Source organism: Acinetobacter sp. WU_MDCI_Abxc222 (assembly GCF_025514755.1).
Lineage (GTDB): Bacteria > Pseudomonadota > Gammaproteobacteria > Pseudomonadales > Moraxellaceae > Acinetobacter > Acinetobacter geminorum.
Genome location: NZ_JAHPVG010000005.1, coordinates 258,573 through 274,187, shown reverse-complemented (window position 1 = coordinate 274,187; position 15,615 = coordinate 258,573). Strand labels below are relative to the sequence as shown.

At 38.1% G+C, this 15,615-nt stretch carries 16 protein-coding genes and 1 pseudogene; 7 read left to right on the top strand and 10 right to left on the bottom strand.

Annotated elements, in window-relative coordinates; genetic code table 11:
- From KTJ10_RS10535 to rimI, 4 genes and pseudogenes are all read left to right on the top strand, one after another.
- A pseudogene (locus KTJ10_RS10535) lies at positions 1–132 on the top strand (elongation factor Tu); the annotation flags it as partial.
- Positions 133–336: 204 nt separating this feature from the next.
- Positions 337–1,218 (top strand): metal-dependent hydrolase, encoded by an 882-nt coding sequence (locus KTJ10_RS10530; RefSeq protein ID WP_262441975.1) that lies wholly within the window; start codon positions 337–339, stop codon positions 1,216–1,218.
- A 233-nt stretch (positions 1,219–1,451) separates the two neighbouring features.
- Positions 1,452–2,327 (top strand): metal-dependent hydrolase, encoded by an 876-nt coding sequence (locus KTJ10_RS10525; RefSeq protein WP_002121736.1) that lies wholly within the window; start codon positions 1,452–1,454, stop codon positions 2,325–2,327.
- Positions 2,328–2,434: 107 nt separating this feature from the next.
- Positions 2,435–2,896, top strand: a complete 462-nt coding sequence (gene rimI, locus KTJ10_RS10520; RefSeq protein ID WP_068527257.1) for a ribosomal protein S18-alanine N-acetyltransferase — start codon at positions 2,435–2,437, stop codon at positions 2,894–2,896.
- Here rimI and KTJ10_RS10515 read toward each other — a convergent pair.
- From KTJ10_RS10515 to trxB, 3 genes are all read right to left on the bottom strand, one after another.
- Positions 2,882–3,697 (bottom strand): arginyltransferase, encoded by an 816-nt coding sequence (locus tag KTJ10_RS10515; RefSeq protein ID WP_004703325.1) that lies wholly within the window; start codon positions 3,695–3,697, stop codon positions 2,882–2,884. The two genes, rimI and KTJ10_RS10515, sit on opposite strands and share 15 nt — an antisense overlap.
- Positions 3,698–3,715: 18 nt before the next feature.
- Positions 3,716–4,447, bottom strand: a complete 732-nt coding sequence (gene aat, locus KTJ10_RS10510) for a leucyl/phenylalanyl-tRNA--protein transferase (RefSeq protein WP_262441974.1) — start codon at positions 4,445–4,447, stop codon at positions 3,716–3,718.
- 122 nt (positions 4,448–4,569) lie between these two features.
- Positions 4,570–5,517: a thioredoxin-disulfide reductase gene (trxB, locus tag KTJ10_RS10505; protein ID WP_002121722.1), complete on the bottom strand. Its 948-nt coding sequence runs from the start codon at positions 5,515–5,517 to the stop codon at positions 4,570–4,572.
- Positions 5,518–5,786: 269 nt separating this feature from the next.
- Here trxB and KTJ10_RS10500 point away from each other — a divergent pair, with 269 nt between their 5' ends.
- Both KTJ10_RS10500 and rhtC read left to right on the top strand, forming a co-directional pair.
- Complete coding sequence (locus KTJ10_RS10500; protein ID WP_262441973.1) at positions 5,787–8,840, top strand: DNA translocase FtsK; 3,054 nt, start codon at positions 5,787–5,789, stop codon at positions 8,838–8,840.
- A 150-nt stretch (positions 8,841–8,990) separates the two neighbouring features.
- Positions 8,991–9,611: a threonine export protein RhtC gene (gene rhtC / locus KTJ10_RS10495; protein ID WP_262441972.1), complete on the top strand. Its 621-nt coding sequence runs from the start codon at positions 8,991–8,993 to the stop codon at positions 9,609–9,611.
- Positions 9,612–9,666: 55 nt separating this feature from the next.
- Here rhtC and KTJ10_RS10490 read toward each other — a convergent pair whose 3' ends face one another.
- The 7 genes from KTJ10_RS10490 to KTJ10_RS10460 all read right to left on the bottom strand — a co-directional run bounded on the left by KTJ10_RS10490 (position 9,667) and on the right by KTJ10_RS10460 (position 14,715).
- Positions 9,667–10,206 (bottom strand): hypothetical protein, encoded by a 540-nt coding sequence (locus KTJ10_RS10490; RefSeq protein WP_262441971.1) that lies wholly within the window; start codon positions 10,204–10,206, stop codon positions 9,667–9,669.
- Positions 10,207–10,351: 145 nt separating this feature from the next.
- Positions 10,352–10,639 (bottom strand): PA4642 family protein, encoded by a 288-nt coding sequence (locus KTJ10_RS10485; protein ID WP_002121755.1) that lies wholly within the window; start codon positions 10,637–10,639, stop codon positions 10,352–10,354.
- A gap of 83 nt (positions 10,640–10,722) precedes the next feature.
- Complete coding sequence (gene minE / locus KTJ10_RS10480; protein WP_000896934.1) at positions 10,723–10,995, bottom strand: cell division topological specificity factor MinE; 273 nt, start codon at positions 10,993–10,995, stop codon at positions 10,723–10,725.
- A gap of 2 nt (positions 10,996–10,997) precedes the next feature.
- Positions 10,998–11,810 (bottom strand): septum site-determining protein MinD, encoded by an 813-nt coding sequence (gene minD, locus KTJ10_RS10475; RefSeq protein ID WP_002121719.1) that lies wholly within the window; start codon positions 11,808–11,810, stop codon positions 10,998–11,000.
- Positions 11,811–11,876: 66 nt separating this feature from the next.
- Positions 11,877–12,605 carry a septum site-determining protein MinC gene (minC, locus tag KTJ10_RS10470; protein WP_199978025.1) on the bottom strand — a complete coding sequence of 243 codons (729 nt, stop codon included), beginning with the start codon at positions 12,603–12,605 and terminating at the stop codon, positions 11,877–11,879.
- 120 nt (positions 12,606–12,725) lie between these two features.
- Positions 12,726–13,772 (bottom strand): hypothetical protein, encoded by a 1,047-nt coding sequence (locus KTJ10_RS10465; RefSeq protein ID WP_086264821.1) that lies wholly within the window; start codon positions 13,770–13,772, stop codon positions 12,726–12,728.
- A gap of 16 nt (positions 13,773–13,788) precedes the next feature.
- On the bottom strand, positions 13,789–14,715 hold the full coding sequence (locus tag KTJ10_RS10460) for an acyltransferase (RefSeq protein ID WP_199978120.1): 927 nt from the start codon (positions 14,713–14,715) through the stop codon (positions 13,789–13,791).
- A gap of 246 nt (positions 14,716–14,961) precedes the next feature.
- Here KTJ10_RS10460 and KTJ10_RS10455 point away from each other — a divergent pair, with 246 nt between their 5' ends.
- A complete protein-coding gene (locus KTJ10_RS10455) occupies positions 14,962–15,615 on the top strand; it encodes an OmpA family lipoprotein (protein ID WP_005070886.1) in 654 nt (217 codons plus the stop codon).

Here is a 15,615-nt window from a genome sequence, read left to right as displayed (position 1 = left end):
ATGCCAGGCGACAACGTTGAAATGTCAGTAGAATTAATCCACCCAATCGCAATGGACCCAGGTCTACGTTTTGCGATCCGTGAAGGTGGTCGTACTGTAGGTGCTGGTGTTGTTGCGAAAGTAACTGCATAATCACTTTCAGTGAAAAAAAGCGCTCTTTTTAGAGCGCTTTTTTTATACTTAATTGTCTAACAATCACTATAAAGGCTGGCCCTAACTGATATTCCAATGTCCTTATTTCCCCTTAATCCTTTTTATTAAATTTGTATGATAAGAATCAAGAAAACGAACAATAAAGTTTGAGTAACTAGGGTTACTTACTAAGGAGCTTTGGGTATGAATGCTAAAGTGAATATTACGAATCGTGCAGGCGCAAGCTTTCCAGTACGTCGTATGAATTTTGACTTTAATGATGTACCAGAATATTGGATGAATGGTTCTGCTGGACTCACACATTTTATGACTGCATTGTCAGCATTGTTTCCGGCTGGTGAGAAATTCTTTATAGATAGTGTACGAGCAGTACGTTATCACCCAGCTATTAAAGATGATGAAGCACTCCAAAAAGAGATTAGTGCTTTCATTGGGCAAGAAGCAATGCACACTCAAGAGCATGTAAACTTCAATGCTTCTGCTCAAAAGTTTGGTCATAATGTAGAAACTTTAGAGAAATTTACCGATACGGCAATTCAAACAGCAATTAAAACTTTTGTAAAAATTGTCAAACCTTTCGGTATGACAAAAGAAATGGTTGACTTGACTGCTACAACGGCTCTTGAGCATTTTACCGCTACTATTGCCTCGCAATTATTAGTCAATAAGCACATTCAAGAGCTTATGACAGATGAGACAATGTCAACAATGTGGTATTGGCATGCGATTGAAGAAAATGAGCATAAAGCCGTAGCTTATGACGTGTACGAAGGTGTATTTGGTAAAGGTTTAAAAGCCTATGCGTTACGTACAAGTTCTTTGGTATTTGCTATGACTTTAATCTTTTTGATCCAGTCATCCTTTGTGCTTCGTTTATTAAAGCAAGATAACAAGTTGAATTTAGATGAACTATCAGTAATTTATAAATACGGATATAGCCCATCTAAAGGTATTATTAGTGGTATGGCTAAAGAAATGTTAGCTTACTTTAAACCTGGCTTTCATCCAAATGACCTAGATACTGTTGGGCTATTGAAAACATGGAAAGCAAAATTAGGTTTATAGTTTTAATTCATAATTTATAAAGGGCCGATAGTGGCCCTTTTTATTTTCTATAACTATTTTAAAGAGATCGCGGGGTGGATATTGCACTTTTATGGATCTACGAATGACCTCATCTGATATTTCTCTGTCCTCATCTGCACTTAATTGGCACATCGAAAAACGTATGATTATAAATATTAAGAAAATAAATAAAGTTATAAGTGAATTAGCTATTCACTTAAAAGGAGTCTGAGATGAATGCTAAGGTAAATATTTCCAATCGTGCTGGCGCTAGTTTCCCCGTGCGTCGTATGGATTTTGAATTTGCTCAGGTCCCACGCTATTGGGCAAATTATGATGCTGCATTAACACATTTTATGACAGCATTATCGGCCCTTTTTCCAGAGGGTGAGCAGTTCTTTGTAAACAGTACGCGTGCTGTTCGAAATGATCCAAAGCTTGCTGATCCAGATCTTCAAAAAGAAATTAGTGCTTTTATTGGTCAAGAAGCGATGCACTCCAAAGAGCATTTAGCATTTAATGCTTCAGCACAGGCTTATGGTTATGATGTGCGCCATATGGAAAAGCAAACAGGAAAAGTCATTAAGATGGGTACAGCGGTTGTAACCAAATTAATGAAACCTTTTGGCTATACCAAAGAAATGATTGATTTGACTGGAACCTGTGCTCTAGAGCATTTCACATCGACCATTGCAGCTGAACTTTTACAAAACCCTGAAATTCAAGCTATGTTCCAAGATGACACCATGTATCATTTGTGGATGTGGCACGCAGTTGAAGAAAATGAACATAAAGCTGTCGCATTTGATGTGTATACAAGCATGTATGGACAAGGTCCAAAAGCTTATTTTATGCGTTCAACAGCCTTGATTATTGCAATGGCATTAATCTTCGCGACTCAGTCTTATTTTACAGCTAAGCTACTTAAGACTGATGATAAATTAACTTGGAAAGATACGAAGTACATGCTTAAGTTCATGTATGGTCGTAAAGGTTTTATGACTCGTCAAATTCCAGAGTTACTTGATTTTTTAAGACCAAAATTTCATCCAAATGATTCAGATACTACTGCATTGCTAGCAACTTGGCGTGAAAAATTAGGTCTTTAAAATTACTTTAAAAAAAGGGCAATTCAATTGTCCTTTTTTTTGCTCGTTTTTTCGTGGGAAGTTTTTATAATACGCACTACTTTAGAATCTTCATTGCGTTGAAACTCATGATTCGTACTATGCAAAACACTGATGTGGATATTGTCGTTCAAATTGAAAAATCAGTTCAGACACATCCGTGGTCAAGACAGCAATTTATTGAATCTTTGAATTCTTATCAATGTACAGTGATTGAGTCACAAAACAGAGTCGTTGGATTTTGTATCTTACAGCCTGTTTTAGATGAAGCGAATTTGTTGCTCATGGCCGTTGATCCTAAAATGCAAGGGCAGGGTTTAGGATATGAGTTATTAAATGCATCAATTGAAAAATTAGAAAATCAGCCAGTACAAATCTTTTTAGAAGTTCGTGAAAGTAATAAAGCTGCTATCGGTTTATATGAAAAAACAGGCTTTCACCAAATTGACCTGCGTCGCAATTATTATCCTACCCAAGATGGTGGACGGGAACATGCGGTCATTATGGTAAAAACCTGTACAGATGATTTCGCATCTTTATTTAATGATTAAATTATTCCATTCAGAAGGTAACGTGGTCATAAGAGACGTACCTAGCTGTTGGATTTCCTCTGGTGATAATGACCGATTTAAACGGCGCCATTGTCCATCGAGTAGAAGTTCTAAAGGTGTATATTGCGATTTGTAGTTCATTTTGGCTGAGTGCGGTACCCAATAGCCTAAATAAAGGTACTCTAAACCGAGCGATTTCACATATTCAATTTGGTTAAGAATAGAGTAAACACCAAGTGATCTGCGGTGCTCATCGGGATCAAAGAATGTATAGACAGCCGATAGCCCATCATCCATTAAATCACAAGTAGAAACGCTAATGAGCCGATTGTCTTTCCAAAGCTCAAGAAAAAAACTATCTGTGCAGCTATGTACTAAAAACTTTTCAAATTGATCTAAGCTCGGTGGAAACATATCACCATCTGCATGGCGTTCATTAATATATCGTTCGTATAAATCATAATGAATCTGTGCTGCTTGTCGCGTAGGCAGAACAGTCATGGTGAGATCTTGATTTCGTTTCCATGCTTTTTTTTGCATGCTGTTCATTTGGAAATCGGCCACTGGGACACGACAAGACAAACATTGTCTGCATAAATGGCATTCAGGGCGATAAACAAAGTCACCACTACGGCGAAAGCCTAAACGAGAAAGTTCTGAAAGAGTGACCACATCAATTCGGTGAATGGGATCTAAAAACACCATGCGTGCAGATTTATTTTCTAAGTAGCTACAATCATGAGGTGGAGTAATATAATACTGCAGATCATTTAAAAGGGACTTCGGGTGATATGATTTCATGATTGGTCCCTCCTGTTATCATTCCATTAATTTTGCATCTAATGCTATTGTTTTACTTGAAAATACACGTTCTTGATACTTTTTCCAATTGATAGAGGGGTGAATAATTACATCTTGTAACGATTTTAAGTAGTCTTGACGAGAAAGTGTACTGGCTCCCAGACTAATTAAGTGACTGTTTACGAGTTGGCAGTCTATCCATGGTAGCTGATTTTCTTGTCCTATGAGCATTAATGTATAAAAAGCCATTTTTGAAACATCGGTTTCATTGCTAAACATTGACTCACCAAAACATCCTTTGCCAATCGTAACACCGTATAAACCTCCTACAAGCTCCTCTTGTTGCCATACTTCAATGCTATAACCATAACCAGCTTTAAACATCTCACAGTAGCCTTGAATAATATCTTCACTAATCCATGTTTCGTCTGCATAACTTCTTGGCAAAGAACAAGAGCGAATAACTTGTTCAAAGGCATGATTAACCGTAATTGCATAGTCATGTTTTTTCATGTTTCTAAGGAGTGACTTGCTTGGCTTGTAGTTTTGAGGATAGATAACACAACGGGGTTCTGGACTCCACCAACAAATCGGCTCATCTTCATTAAACCAAGGAAAAAGACCATGGGTGTAAGCTTCAAATAGTGTAGAAGGGGAGAGGTCTGCTCCAATACAAATTAAACCATGCCCATCTGGGTCAGCTTCAATCGGGTCAGGAAAAATGAATTGAGAAAGTGGAAGTGTATTCATAAAAATAAAATAAGAGAGCTTTAAGGTTATGCTATAAAAATTAATATATGTCAGCTAGTCATTATTCTAAAAAAAACAGCCGTTATAAGAACGGCTGTTTTAAAACTCTAGAAATCTATTAATTAAAGATTATCTAGATATTTTTCAGCATCTAGAGCCGCCATACAGCCAGACCCAGCAGAAGTAATCGCTTGGCGGTAAATGCTATCTGCGACGTCCCCAGCAGCAAAAACACCAGCTACAGAAGTTGCTGTTGCATTACCAGACGTGCCACTTTGTACTTGGATGTAGCCATCACGTAAGTTTAATTGGCCTTCAAACATTCCAGTGTTTGGCTTGTGACCAATCGCAACGAACAGACCATGAACCTCTACGTCTTGCTTAGAGTCATCTTGAGTTGATTTAAGGCGAACACTAGTTACACCAGTATTGTCACCCAATACTTCTTCAACTTCGTGATTCCAGATAATGCTGATTTTGCCTTCTTTTTCTTTGGCAAATAAATGATCTTGCAAAATCTTTTCAGAACGTAAAGTATCACGGCGGTGTACTAAAGTTACATGTGAAGCAATATTTGATAAATAAAGTGCTTCTTCAACAGCGGTGTTACCACCACCTACAACCATTACTTTTTGGTTTTTATAGAAGAAACCATCACATGTTGCACATGCGCTTACGCCTTGACCCATAAAGTTTTGTTCAGACTCTAGGCCAAGATATTGAGCTGTGGCACCAGTTGCAATAATTAAAGCGTCACATGTGTACTCTTCCATGTCACCTTTAAGAACGAAAGGACGTACATTTAAGTCCACTTCGTTAATATGATCATAGACGAGTTCTGTACCAAAGCGTTCAGCATGTGCTTGCATACGATCCATTAATGCAGGACCTGTTAAACCTTCAGGATCGCCCGGCCAGTTGTCAACTTCGGTTGTTGTTGTAAGCTGCCCACCTAGTTGTAAACCTGCAATTAAAGTAGGTTTAAGGTTTGCACGTGCTGCATATACCGCTGCACTATAACCCGCAGGACCAGAACCGAGAATAATTAACCGAGAATGACGAGCACTCATTGAGGGTATCCTTATTTATTTCGAGAATTTTGAAAATTATACGTGAATTTGCCGACCAATAGCGTTAAATCAATGTGGATAATATTGATCAGGTCAATCGAATTAAGTTATATAACAATATAGAAGTGCCTTATGTTAACAACAACTGTAAAGAATCATGCACCTTTTTTGTAAGAACAGGTGCATAATATAAAGTTCATTCGTTGAAGATCTAAAATGTAGTTCTTCACATCTCTAAACCAATAATTAAATGGGTTACAGGACAGTATATGACTGCGGTGTCAAGTGTTTATGCACAGCGCTTATTGATGACATTATTCTTGGTTTCTTTTGGTATTTATATGTTTTTGGCAACAGTAACATATACACCATTTGACCCGGGCTGGATGCATATTTCCAGTGATACTCAGCAAGTATCCAATGCAAGTGGTATTGCTGGCGCATGGATTGCAGATTTGCTGTTTGGTTTTTTAGGATGGGCAAGTTTGCTTATTCCAATTTTCCTTTTCATTGAAGCAATTCAGGTTTGGTGGCCACGTAGTTTCTTAAATCGTCCATTTCGTTACGCTGCTCAATTCTTTTTAATTCTAGTAATATCTAGCCTACTTTATTTGCACTGGAATGTGCCGGCAGATACTTTAGATAATGCAGCTGGGGGAATTATTGGTTATGAGTTAGGTCAAAGCTTATCTCAATTATTAACAATTTACGGTGCGACCTTATTTTTATTGGTTTTCGGAGTGGTCTTGTTTACTCTTGCATTTGGGGTGCAATGGAATAAAACATGGATTACGCTCAAAGCTACACCAAGTTATTTGCAAGATTTATTTTATAAAAATGTATCACCGAATGAATCGGATTATGACTTAACAACTCAACCTGCCAACAAAGCAGGCGCAGCTAAAGTTGCTGAAAATACAGAGACAAATGAGAATGCTTCAGATGAGAAAGAAATACCAGCTCAATCTGATACAGCTCAACCGCAATCTACGACAACACGACATGATGCGGTTGCTGAGCGCTTATTTGCAGATGTGCTAGCGAAAGAGCAGAGCCGACCTGAAGCTGTTGCAGATACACCAGTTGCAAATACTCAAAACTTTGAGCATACGCTTGAGCAGGCTCATAAACTTGAACGAGATAGCCAACGGTTAGTTGCAACTGGCGAAGTATGGCGTGCTTTACAGCGCGATGATGCGAGTCATAAGCAAGAAATTGATGCGCTTTTAAGAGCTGCTGATGATTCGACAGAAACAGGGCAAGTTCCTGCTCATGAGCAATTCCAGCAAACAATTTCTCAAGTAAATCAAAATCAGCCTTCATCTAAACAAGACATTCATGGTCTTGATTGGAATGATGATGAGATCTTTGATGAGTTACTTGCTGCGGTTCCAAACAGTAAAACTGCAACAGATGTGCATACACCGTTTGTTCAAGATCACCATGTAGAAACCGAACAAACTTCGCAATCTATTAATATTGCGAATGAAACATCTTCGCCTAACTCTAATTTAAATCAGTCACCTAAAAATTTAGCAAATGAACAAGTCTTTGAAGATTTTGATGATTTATTAATAGATGAAGACATTGCTCCAGCAGAGCCTGTAAGAGCAAGTAGTTATGCGCAATCTTCAGCATTTGTAAAAGCTCCTATTCAAACGACTATTCAGGCTGACAAACTTTCAAAAGAAGAGTTTATTGAGGCTTGGCAGGAGACTGCTGGGAAACCGCAGGAAAATTCTGATTTTGATGAAGATGATTTCGATTTTGATGCGCCATTAACTGATGCATCAGGTCGACCAATGTCTCGTGCAATGCAAGTTGCCAAAAAGCGTTTGGATTTGCCAACGTTACCTGGTCTTGAACTACTCGATAAGGTCGATCCGAATAAGAAAGTCAACTTTACTGAAGAGCAGCTTTCTCGTTTGTCTGAGTTACTTGAAATTAAACTGCAAGAATTTAATGTTAAAGCTCAGGTGGTAGAGGCTCAACCAGGGCCAGTTGTTACTCGTTTTGAGTTAGATTTAGCGCCGGGTGTTAAAGCATCTAAGGTAACAAATATTTCACGTGACTTGGCACGTTCAATGTCGATGGCATCTGTACGTGTGGTGGAAGTCATTCCTGGTAAACCATACATTGGTATTGAAGTGCCAAACAGTGCCCGTGAAATGGTACGTTTGATTGAGTTATTGGAAACACCGACATATCGAGACCCTAGTGCATTAATTAGTATGGCGATGGGTAAAGATATTTCTGGTAACCCTGTACTCACTGATTTGGCGAAAGCACCGCATATGTTAGTTGCTGGTACGACAGGTTCTGGTAAATCGGTTGCAGTCAACTCGATGATTTTATCGATGTTGCTTAAATACACACCTGATCAATTACGTTTAATTTTAATTGATCCAAAACAGCTAGAACTTGCGAACTATAGTGATATTCCACATTTATTAACTCCAGTCGTTACTGACATGAAAGATGCGGTAAGTGCCTTGAACTGGTGTGTGAATGAAATGGAACGTCGTTATAAGCTTATGTCGTTCCTAAAAATTCGTAAATTAAGTGACTACAACCGTAAAGTTGAAGAAGCGATTGCGAATGGTGAGGACTTAATTGATCCGACTTGGAAGCCAAGTGATTCTGCGACACAAGAACGTGCACCTCGTTTAACGCCATTACCATCTATTGTCATTGTTGCTGATGAGTTCGCTGATATGATTATGCAAGTGGGTAAAAAAGCAGAAGAAATGATTACCCGTTTGGCGCAAAAATCTCGTGCTGCTGGTATTCACCTATTGCTTGCAACTCAACGCCCATCTGTAGATGTTATTACGGGTTTAATTAAAGCTAATATTCCAACGCGTGTAGCATTACGTGTAAACAGTAAAATTGACTCACGTACTATTTTGGATGCGGGTGGTGCAGAAGACTTGTTAGGTCATGGTGATATGCTGTTCTTAGGCCCTGGTAAAATTGAGCCGGAACGTGTGCATGGTGCTTTCATTAGTGATGATGAAGTAAACCGTATCTGTGATGCTTGGCGTGAACGTGGCGAGCCTGATTATATTGATGAAATCTTGACTCCATTTGATGAAGAACCTGCATCACGTGGCTTTGAAGAGGGTGAGGGTGGTTCTGACCGAGATGCACTCTATGATCAATGTGTGTCATTCGTATTAGAAACTCGAAAAGCGTCTACATCTTCGCTACAGCGTAAATTTAGCCTCGGTTATAACCGTGCCGCTCGAATCATTGATCAAATGGAAGAGAACGGCATTGTGAGCTCAATGGGCCCTAATGGTAAGCGGGATATTCTAGTTTAAGCCAATATAATTTAAGCCTCTTCGGAGGCTTTTTTATAACTTAAATAAAGTGAACCTATTTATAAATGACTTAAAGATTTTATCGTCTAGTAAAAAATGCTAATGTATTTTCCCTAAACAAATAACAATGAATTAAATCAGGAGAAAGACATGTTATTAGCTCTGATTACTTTAGCCTTTATTCACTTTTGTGCGCTGATCACTCCTGGGCCTGATTTTTTTCTTGTATCTCAAACCGCCATTAGTCGTTCTCGTAAAGACGCTATGCTGGTCGTTGCTGGTATAACGGCGGGTGTTATGTTTTGGGCGTGCTTGGCGCTGATGGGGCTAAATCTTATCTTTGAAAAAATGGCTTGGTTAAAGCAAGGGTTGCTCATTGCTGGTGGCTTATATCTGTGTTGGTTGGGCTATCAGATGCTACGTTCAGCTTTTTCAAAAAATGAGCAAGAGAGCAATGTTGCTGTTGAGCTCCCTAAAGCACCTTACTTATTTTTTATAAAAGGTCTAATAACTAATCTATCAAATCCGAAAGCTGTTATTTATTTTGGTAGTGTTTTCTCTTTATTTTTAGCTAATCCTCAACTTGATCAGGTTCACTGGCTACTCTTTATTATTGTCACAGTCGAGACAGTTTTATGGTTTTGCTTTGTGACTTTTATTTTTTCATTACCAAGTTTTAGAGCAGCTTATCGTAATTTTTCAAAATGGATTGATGGTATTTCGGGCGGTATTTTTACCGTATTTGGTATTTTCCTGATTGGTAATCGATAAGTCTAGATAAGAAAAAAGCCTCTTTTAGAGGCTTTTTTAATTGCTAAATTTTAGATCATTGATATAGGAATAATATAATAAAACTGAAAAGAATCAGCAGCCACATGATAGATCCTATAATAATTAAAATGATTTGAGGTGTATTGAATTTTTCTTGCTCAATTGTCGTATTTAGTTGTTTTTGTGCATAGTTCAACGCTTTAAAGGCTGGGATTAAAAATATAATGCTGCAGAGCGAGATAAGCCAGTAAGGATCAGGTAAGCCAACCAGTAAAGATGTAATGAGATATCCTAGATACATCCAACCTGAAGAGAAATCATTAGTATACCCTTGTTCTTTTGCGTATTTTTTTATGTGATTAAATAGTGAATATAAAAATAATATAGAAAAAATTGCACGAGCAGCGGGCATAATATTTAACTTATCTTTGATTAGAAAAAATCGCCATGCTTTAAACATCCACCAAATTGGGTATAAGCCAAACGAAATTAAGGATAGAAAGATAAACTTATTAACACTAATAATTTTCAAATTTTCTATATGATTTGACTGGATGGATTGTGTTTGTTTTAAATTAATATGTTCTGGGTTCATAAATTTATATTTAGAATTAAATGGTATTGATGACTTTAAGATTATTTGTAATAAATGTAAATAATTTAGGTAATTGAATAAACCACATAATCTATCTATTAAGTTTTACTAGGATAGATTATGCAGTGTTATTCAAATAGAAAAGCTAGGCAAACTTTGCTAGAACTTCTAAAAATGGTGCTGATTGACGCGGAAACTTAGCAATTACATCATGGATGCGTTGGCCTTCAGGGTCTTTGGCATTAATATCACGTCCGTCCGCAATAAATTGCGTTAAAAGACGCTCATAGTCTGTTGGGCGCATATGTTTGAATGCATGGTAGAGCACATGAAAATCTGCATTCACACCACTTGGAGGAAGTTGGTTGAGGTAGGCAAAAACACGCTCATCGGACCATTCTTCATTGAAAGTTGCTGGCTGTGATAATGCCATGACAATCTCCTCATTTTAAAAAAGGCAAAATAACTTGCGTTATTTTGCCTTGATTCTGATTTATTGAATAGTCAGAAATAGAATTATCGTTCTTCAGGTAAATTGATATTCATTTCTAACATTTCGATATTAGCTTCAGATCGAACTTGCATTTGGATATGCTGTTCACCTACACCGCTAACATAACGACTAACCACTTGCATGATTTCTTTTTTCATCTGATCAATTTTGTCTTGGCTTAAACGGCGGCCTAAACCTTGTTCAGAAGCAACAATAACTTTCAAACGATCTTTGGCAGTTTGAGCACTTGATGGTTTTTCTTCGCTGCTAAATAATTTACTCCAGAATCCTGCCATATCTACGCTCCAAATAGTCGTGCTAACCAGCCTTTAGGTTGAGCTGTGATGTGTCGATAAGGACGGTCTTCGCCAAGGAAGCGTGCAACCAAATCATCATACCCCTGACCAGCTTTAGTTTCTGAATACAGAATAACTGGCTTACCTTCGTTTGATGCTTGTAATACACTTGGACATTCTGGAATAACACCTAATGTCGGTACGCGTAAAATATCTTTAGAAATATCATCAATTGTCAGCATTTCCTGACGGTCAGCACGTTCCGGGTTAAAACGTGTAATACATAAATGTTTACGTATACGCCCTTCGTTGTGTTCAACTTTCTTGGTTTTGCTATCTAACATACCAATAATACGGTCAGAGTCACGTACTGAAGAGATTTCAGGGTTTGTTACAATGATTGCTTCATCTGCATGATACATTGCTAAAATCGCGCCACGCTCGATCCCTGCAGGTGAGTCACAAATGATGTAATCAAATTCTTGAGATAACTCATCAATAACTCGAGCAACACCTTCGTCGCTCAACGCATCTTTATCACGTGTTTGTGAAGCCGGTAAAATATAAAGGTTTTCGATATCTTTATCGCGAATAAGGGCTTGCTGCAGACGTGCTTCGTTATTAATAACATTAACAAAATCATAAACAACACGACGCTCACAACCCATAATTAAATCAAGGTTACGTAAGCCTACATCAAAATCAATCACAACAGTTTTATGACCACGAAGGGCTAAACCTGTTGCAAAAGATGCGCTCGTTGTAGTTTTACCTACACCACCTTTGCCTGATGTTACGACAACAATTTTGGCCACCGAATCCACTCCTATTATGGTCATACACCCTTAAAAGGGCTGTTTTTTGGTGATTTGCTTAATAAATTAAAGTTCTAGAGCTTCAAATTCAAGCTCTTGCTTTTCATTTAAATAAATATGTACTGGTTTTTTTACCACATGTTTAGGGATATCATCTGCGACACAATACGTTCCGGCAATGGAAACGAGCTCCGCCTCTAAAGATTGGCAAAAAATGCGTGCAGCTGCGTGCCCGCCCGCACCAGCAATGACTCTACCACGAACTGTGCCATAAATATGTATATTTCCTGAAGCGATTACCTCGGAACCACTATTCATGCCAGCCTTTAAAATAATATCGCCGTTATCCTGTACAAGGGATTGGCCTGTACGCAAAATTTCATCATGATAAGAGGTAATATGAGCGACCGCTATCTTGTTTAGTGGTTTTTTTGTTTCTGATGAAGACGAGGCAGGGGCCGTAGTAGGTTTTTCCACAATCGCCACTTGTTCAGCTGTTGCTTTAATGCGCTGTAATGGTTGATCTGCCGGTAAAACAGGGAATTGAATAGCGCGAGCTTCATCTCCTAAAATACCGTCGATTACCGCCATTGGTTGTAAACCTAAGCTCACCAGAAGTTGAATTAAAGCAATTAACTCTTGCTCAACTGTACTGTCAATAATCACTAAAGTTCCTTGATAGGAACCTTCATTTAAAATATTTGATAATTGCTGGCGGATCACATCATGATCATTGGTATCGAAGGTTATCCTGCTAAAGTTAACCATTCTGCCGGTAATCCGTATATCAGCCATAAGTCTTCCTTCAAGGCGTTAAACGAGCTGTAATATCGTTAAGTTTATTGTAAATAGGGCAAATGCTAGAACAATTCGTGCCAATTCTCTAGCGTGATTCATAAAAAATTAAATAAATGCTTATTCTTTGATTCGATCATACTCCGCAAGGGTTTGTTGCCATTGTTTGACCTTAACTTGTTTGCGTACAGACTCCAGTGTCTCAAACACGACAGATTCAACCAATTGCTCAAGCTGACGATTATTAATATTTATTTCACTTACTCTTTGAGAAATTAATTGATAAGTGGGATTTGGAGTATCTTGAGATCCCTCAATTAAAGGTTCAATTAAACCTGCACTAATATTTTCACCTAATCTTTGACCAATACTTTGAATTTGTTGTTCAATGCGTCCGCCCACCAAAGGAATTAAGCGTAATAATTGAGTTAACTCAGGCGTATCAATGATGGCTTGATCTACAATTTTACCCACACCTTTTGTAATGGCAGGCTTTTGTTCTTTTAAAGCGGTCGCTAAAGACTCTTGTAATAATGCGGTTAGAGCGACAGTAAATTGTTCACGATGATGATTAACCAAGTCGTGAATAATTTGTTTATGACTAGAACTGGTTTCAAGTTCATATCTAATGCCATCAATCACGGTAATTACAACGCGGTCAGATAACTCTTCCATTACGACGCGATAGTAAAACAACCCAGTTTTTCGCCAGCTTTCCGGAACAACTGGATAGCCTAACTCATGTAAACGGTAAGCAATAATCCCTGCGCGGAATAGACGTAAAAAACGGAGTTGAGGAATAATAGCTAAAATTTCATACCAGTGAATAAACGGGAAAAAGAACCAACGCTTATGGTGCTTGTTGATAATCGCAATAGCCCAGCGCACAAGCAACTCAACAATTAAAAAACCAATAAACCAAGCTTCTGATGTAATCACCCACGGATGTAGTGAAGTACGATAAAAGCTGAGTACTTGGGGCAAGTGAATATGTTCAAAGAACCATGCCCCAATACTGCTCATTAGAAAGAAATTAGTCGCAAGACAGAACAAGTTAAAAATGATAATAAACACCATAAAGATGTCGTAGACCAAAAACAGCTTAAATGAAAGGCTGTTTGGGTCTACATGATGATATTTCGTTTTTTTCCCAGAACTGTTTTGCATAATAACGGGCGCTTTCTTAAATATTTACAGTGGTATATTGAGACTTCATTTGTTCAATAAGTTGATCTTTTTCAGTCCAAATGTCATGAACCCATTGCTGAAAACGTTCACGATAAGCCGCATCATCTTCATAATTGCCGCCAAGCACCCACTCCGGAATTTCAATTTTACGTAAGTTAACCGCAATTTTTGAAACATCTCCGAGCCAGAAATCACTATAACCCGGTACACCATCAGGATAGACGATAGTCATATCAACTAGGGCATCGATTTTGTCACCCAAGATATTTAATGCAAGTGCTAAGCCACCTGCTTTGGGTTTTAGCAAATGCTTATAAGGTGATTTTTGCTGATCATGTTTTTCTTGAGTAAAACGAGTCCCTTCCAAATAATTTAATAGTGTGAAGGGCTGACTTAAAAGCTGCTCACAAGCTTTACGTGCTTCCATCATGTCACGGTCTTTAAGTTCAGGATTCTTCGCGATCTGTTCTTTAGTGTGACGCTTCATCATTGGGAAGCCTAAAATTTTAAATGCTTGCCCAACAAAAGGAATAAAGATGAGTTCCCATTTAGTAAAGAAACGGGTAAGGGGCATACGGGTTAAACCAAAATATTGGTTTACGGTCGTATCTACCCAACTTTGATGATTACAGGTCATTAAATAACGACCTTGCATATTCAGATCAAGTCCTTCATCAATGGTAATGTCCCATTTTAGATTAGGAAGAACATGGTCAATTAGCCAATTATTTACCCCTAACCAGCTATTTGTAATTTGAATATTAGTTTCATCTATTTTTGATGATTTCTTTAAAAGCTTGGTCAGACCTAATGCAAGAACAGGAGGACCATGAAAAAAAGTACTTCCTGTAATGACTGTACCTACAGTGAGTCCACGTGTAATTTTTTTTAGCGCAGATTGTTTATTGGGTGCAGTTGGCATATAAATGACCCCGAATGTCTCAAATCCATAGAAAAGTTGTTCAACTATAACTGTCATAATATGAAATACAACGTTATCTTAGACAACAATGAAGAAATTGTGATGAGCTAGCATCTTAAAGTGCATCAAAATATTACAAAAACATAACTAAACTGTTTATTATTAACAAAATATCAATGTTTTATACTTCCTTTTTGTTTCATTATTCATTCAGACAACAAAACACACAAAGTGAGGAGGCATGCAATGCGTGCATTAGTTATTTCAACAGTGGTAGGGGCAGCAGTAGTTCTTTCTGGTTGTCAAACAACTGGTAATAATCTTGGTGGCGTTGAATACGATAAAGCCGCATTAGGTACTTTAATTGGTGCAGCAGCTGGTTATGGTATTTCTAAATCAAATGCAAACTCTAGCCGTCAAAACAATCGTGCTGCGGCAATTGGTGCAGTTCTTGGTGCTGCTGGTGGTGTATACCTTGACCAGAAAGAGAAAAAATTACGTCAACAAATGGCGGGTACTGGTGTAGACGTTGGCCGTAACCCAGATGGTTCTGTTCAATTGATCATGCCTGGTAGCATTACTTTTGATACAAACAAATCAAACATCAAGCCAAACTTCTACGCAACTTTGAACAAAGTGGCTCAAACTTTGGCTGAAGATAACAAGAGTGCAATTCTTGTAACTGGTTATACTGATAACACTGGTAATGACTCTATCAACATTCCATTATCACAAGCACGCGCTCAATCAGTACGTAGTTATTTAGCTAGCCAAGGCGTATCTGCTAGCCGTATCGACGCGCAAGGTTATGGTTCATCTAACCCGATCGCAGATAACTCAACTGCATCTGGCCGTGAACAAAACCGCCGTGTAGAAATCAGCATTTATGCTAAACAATAA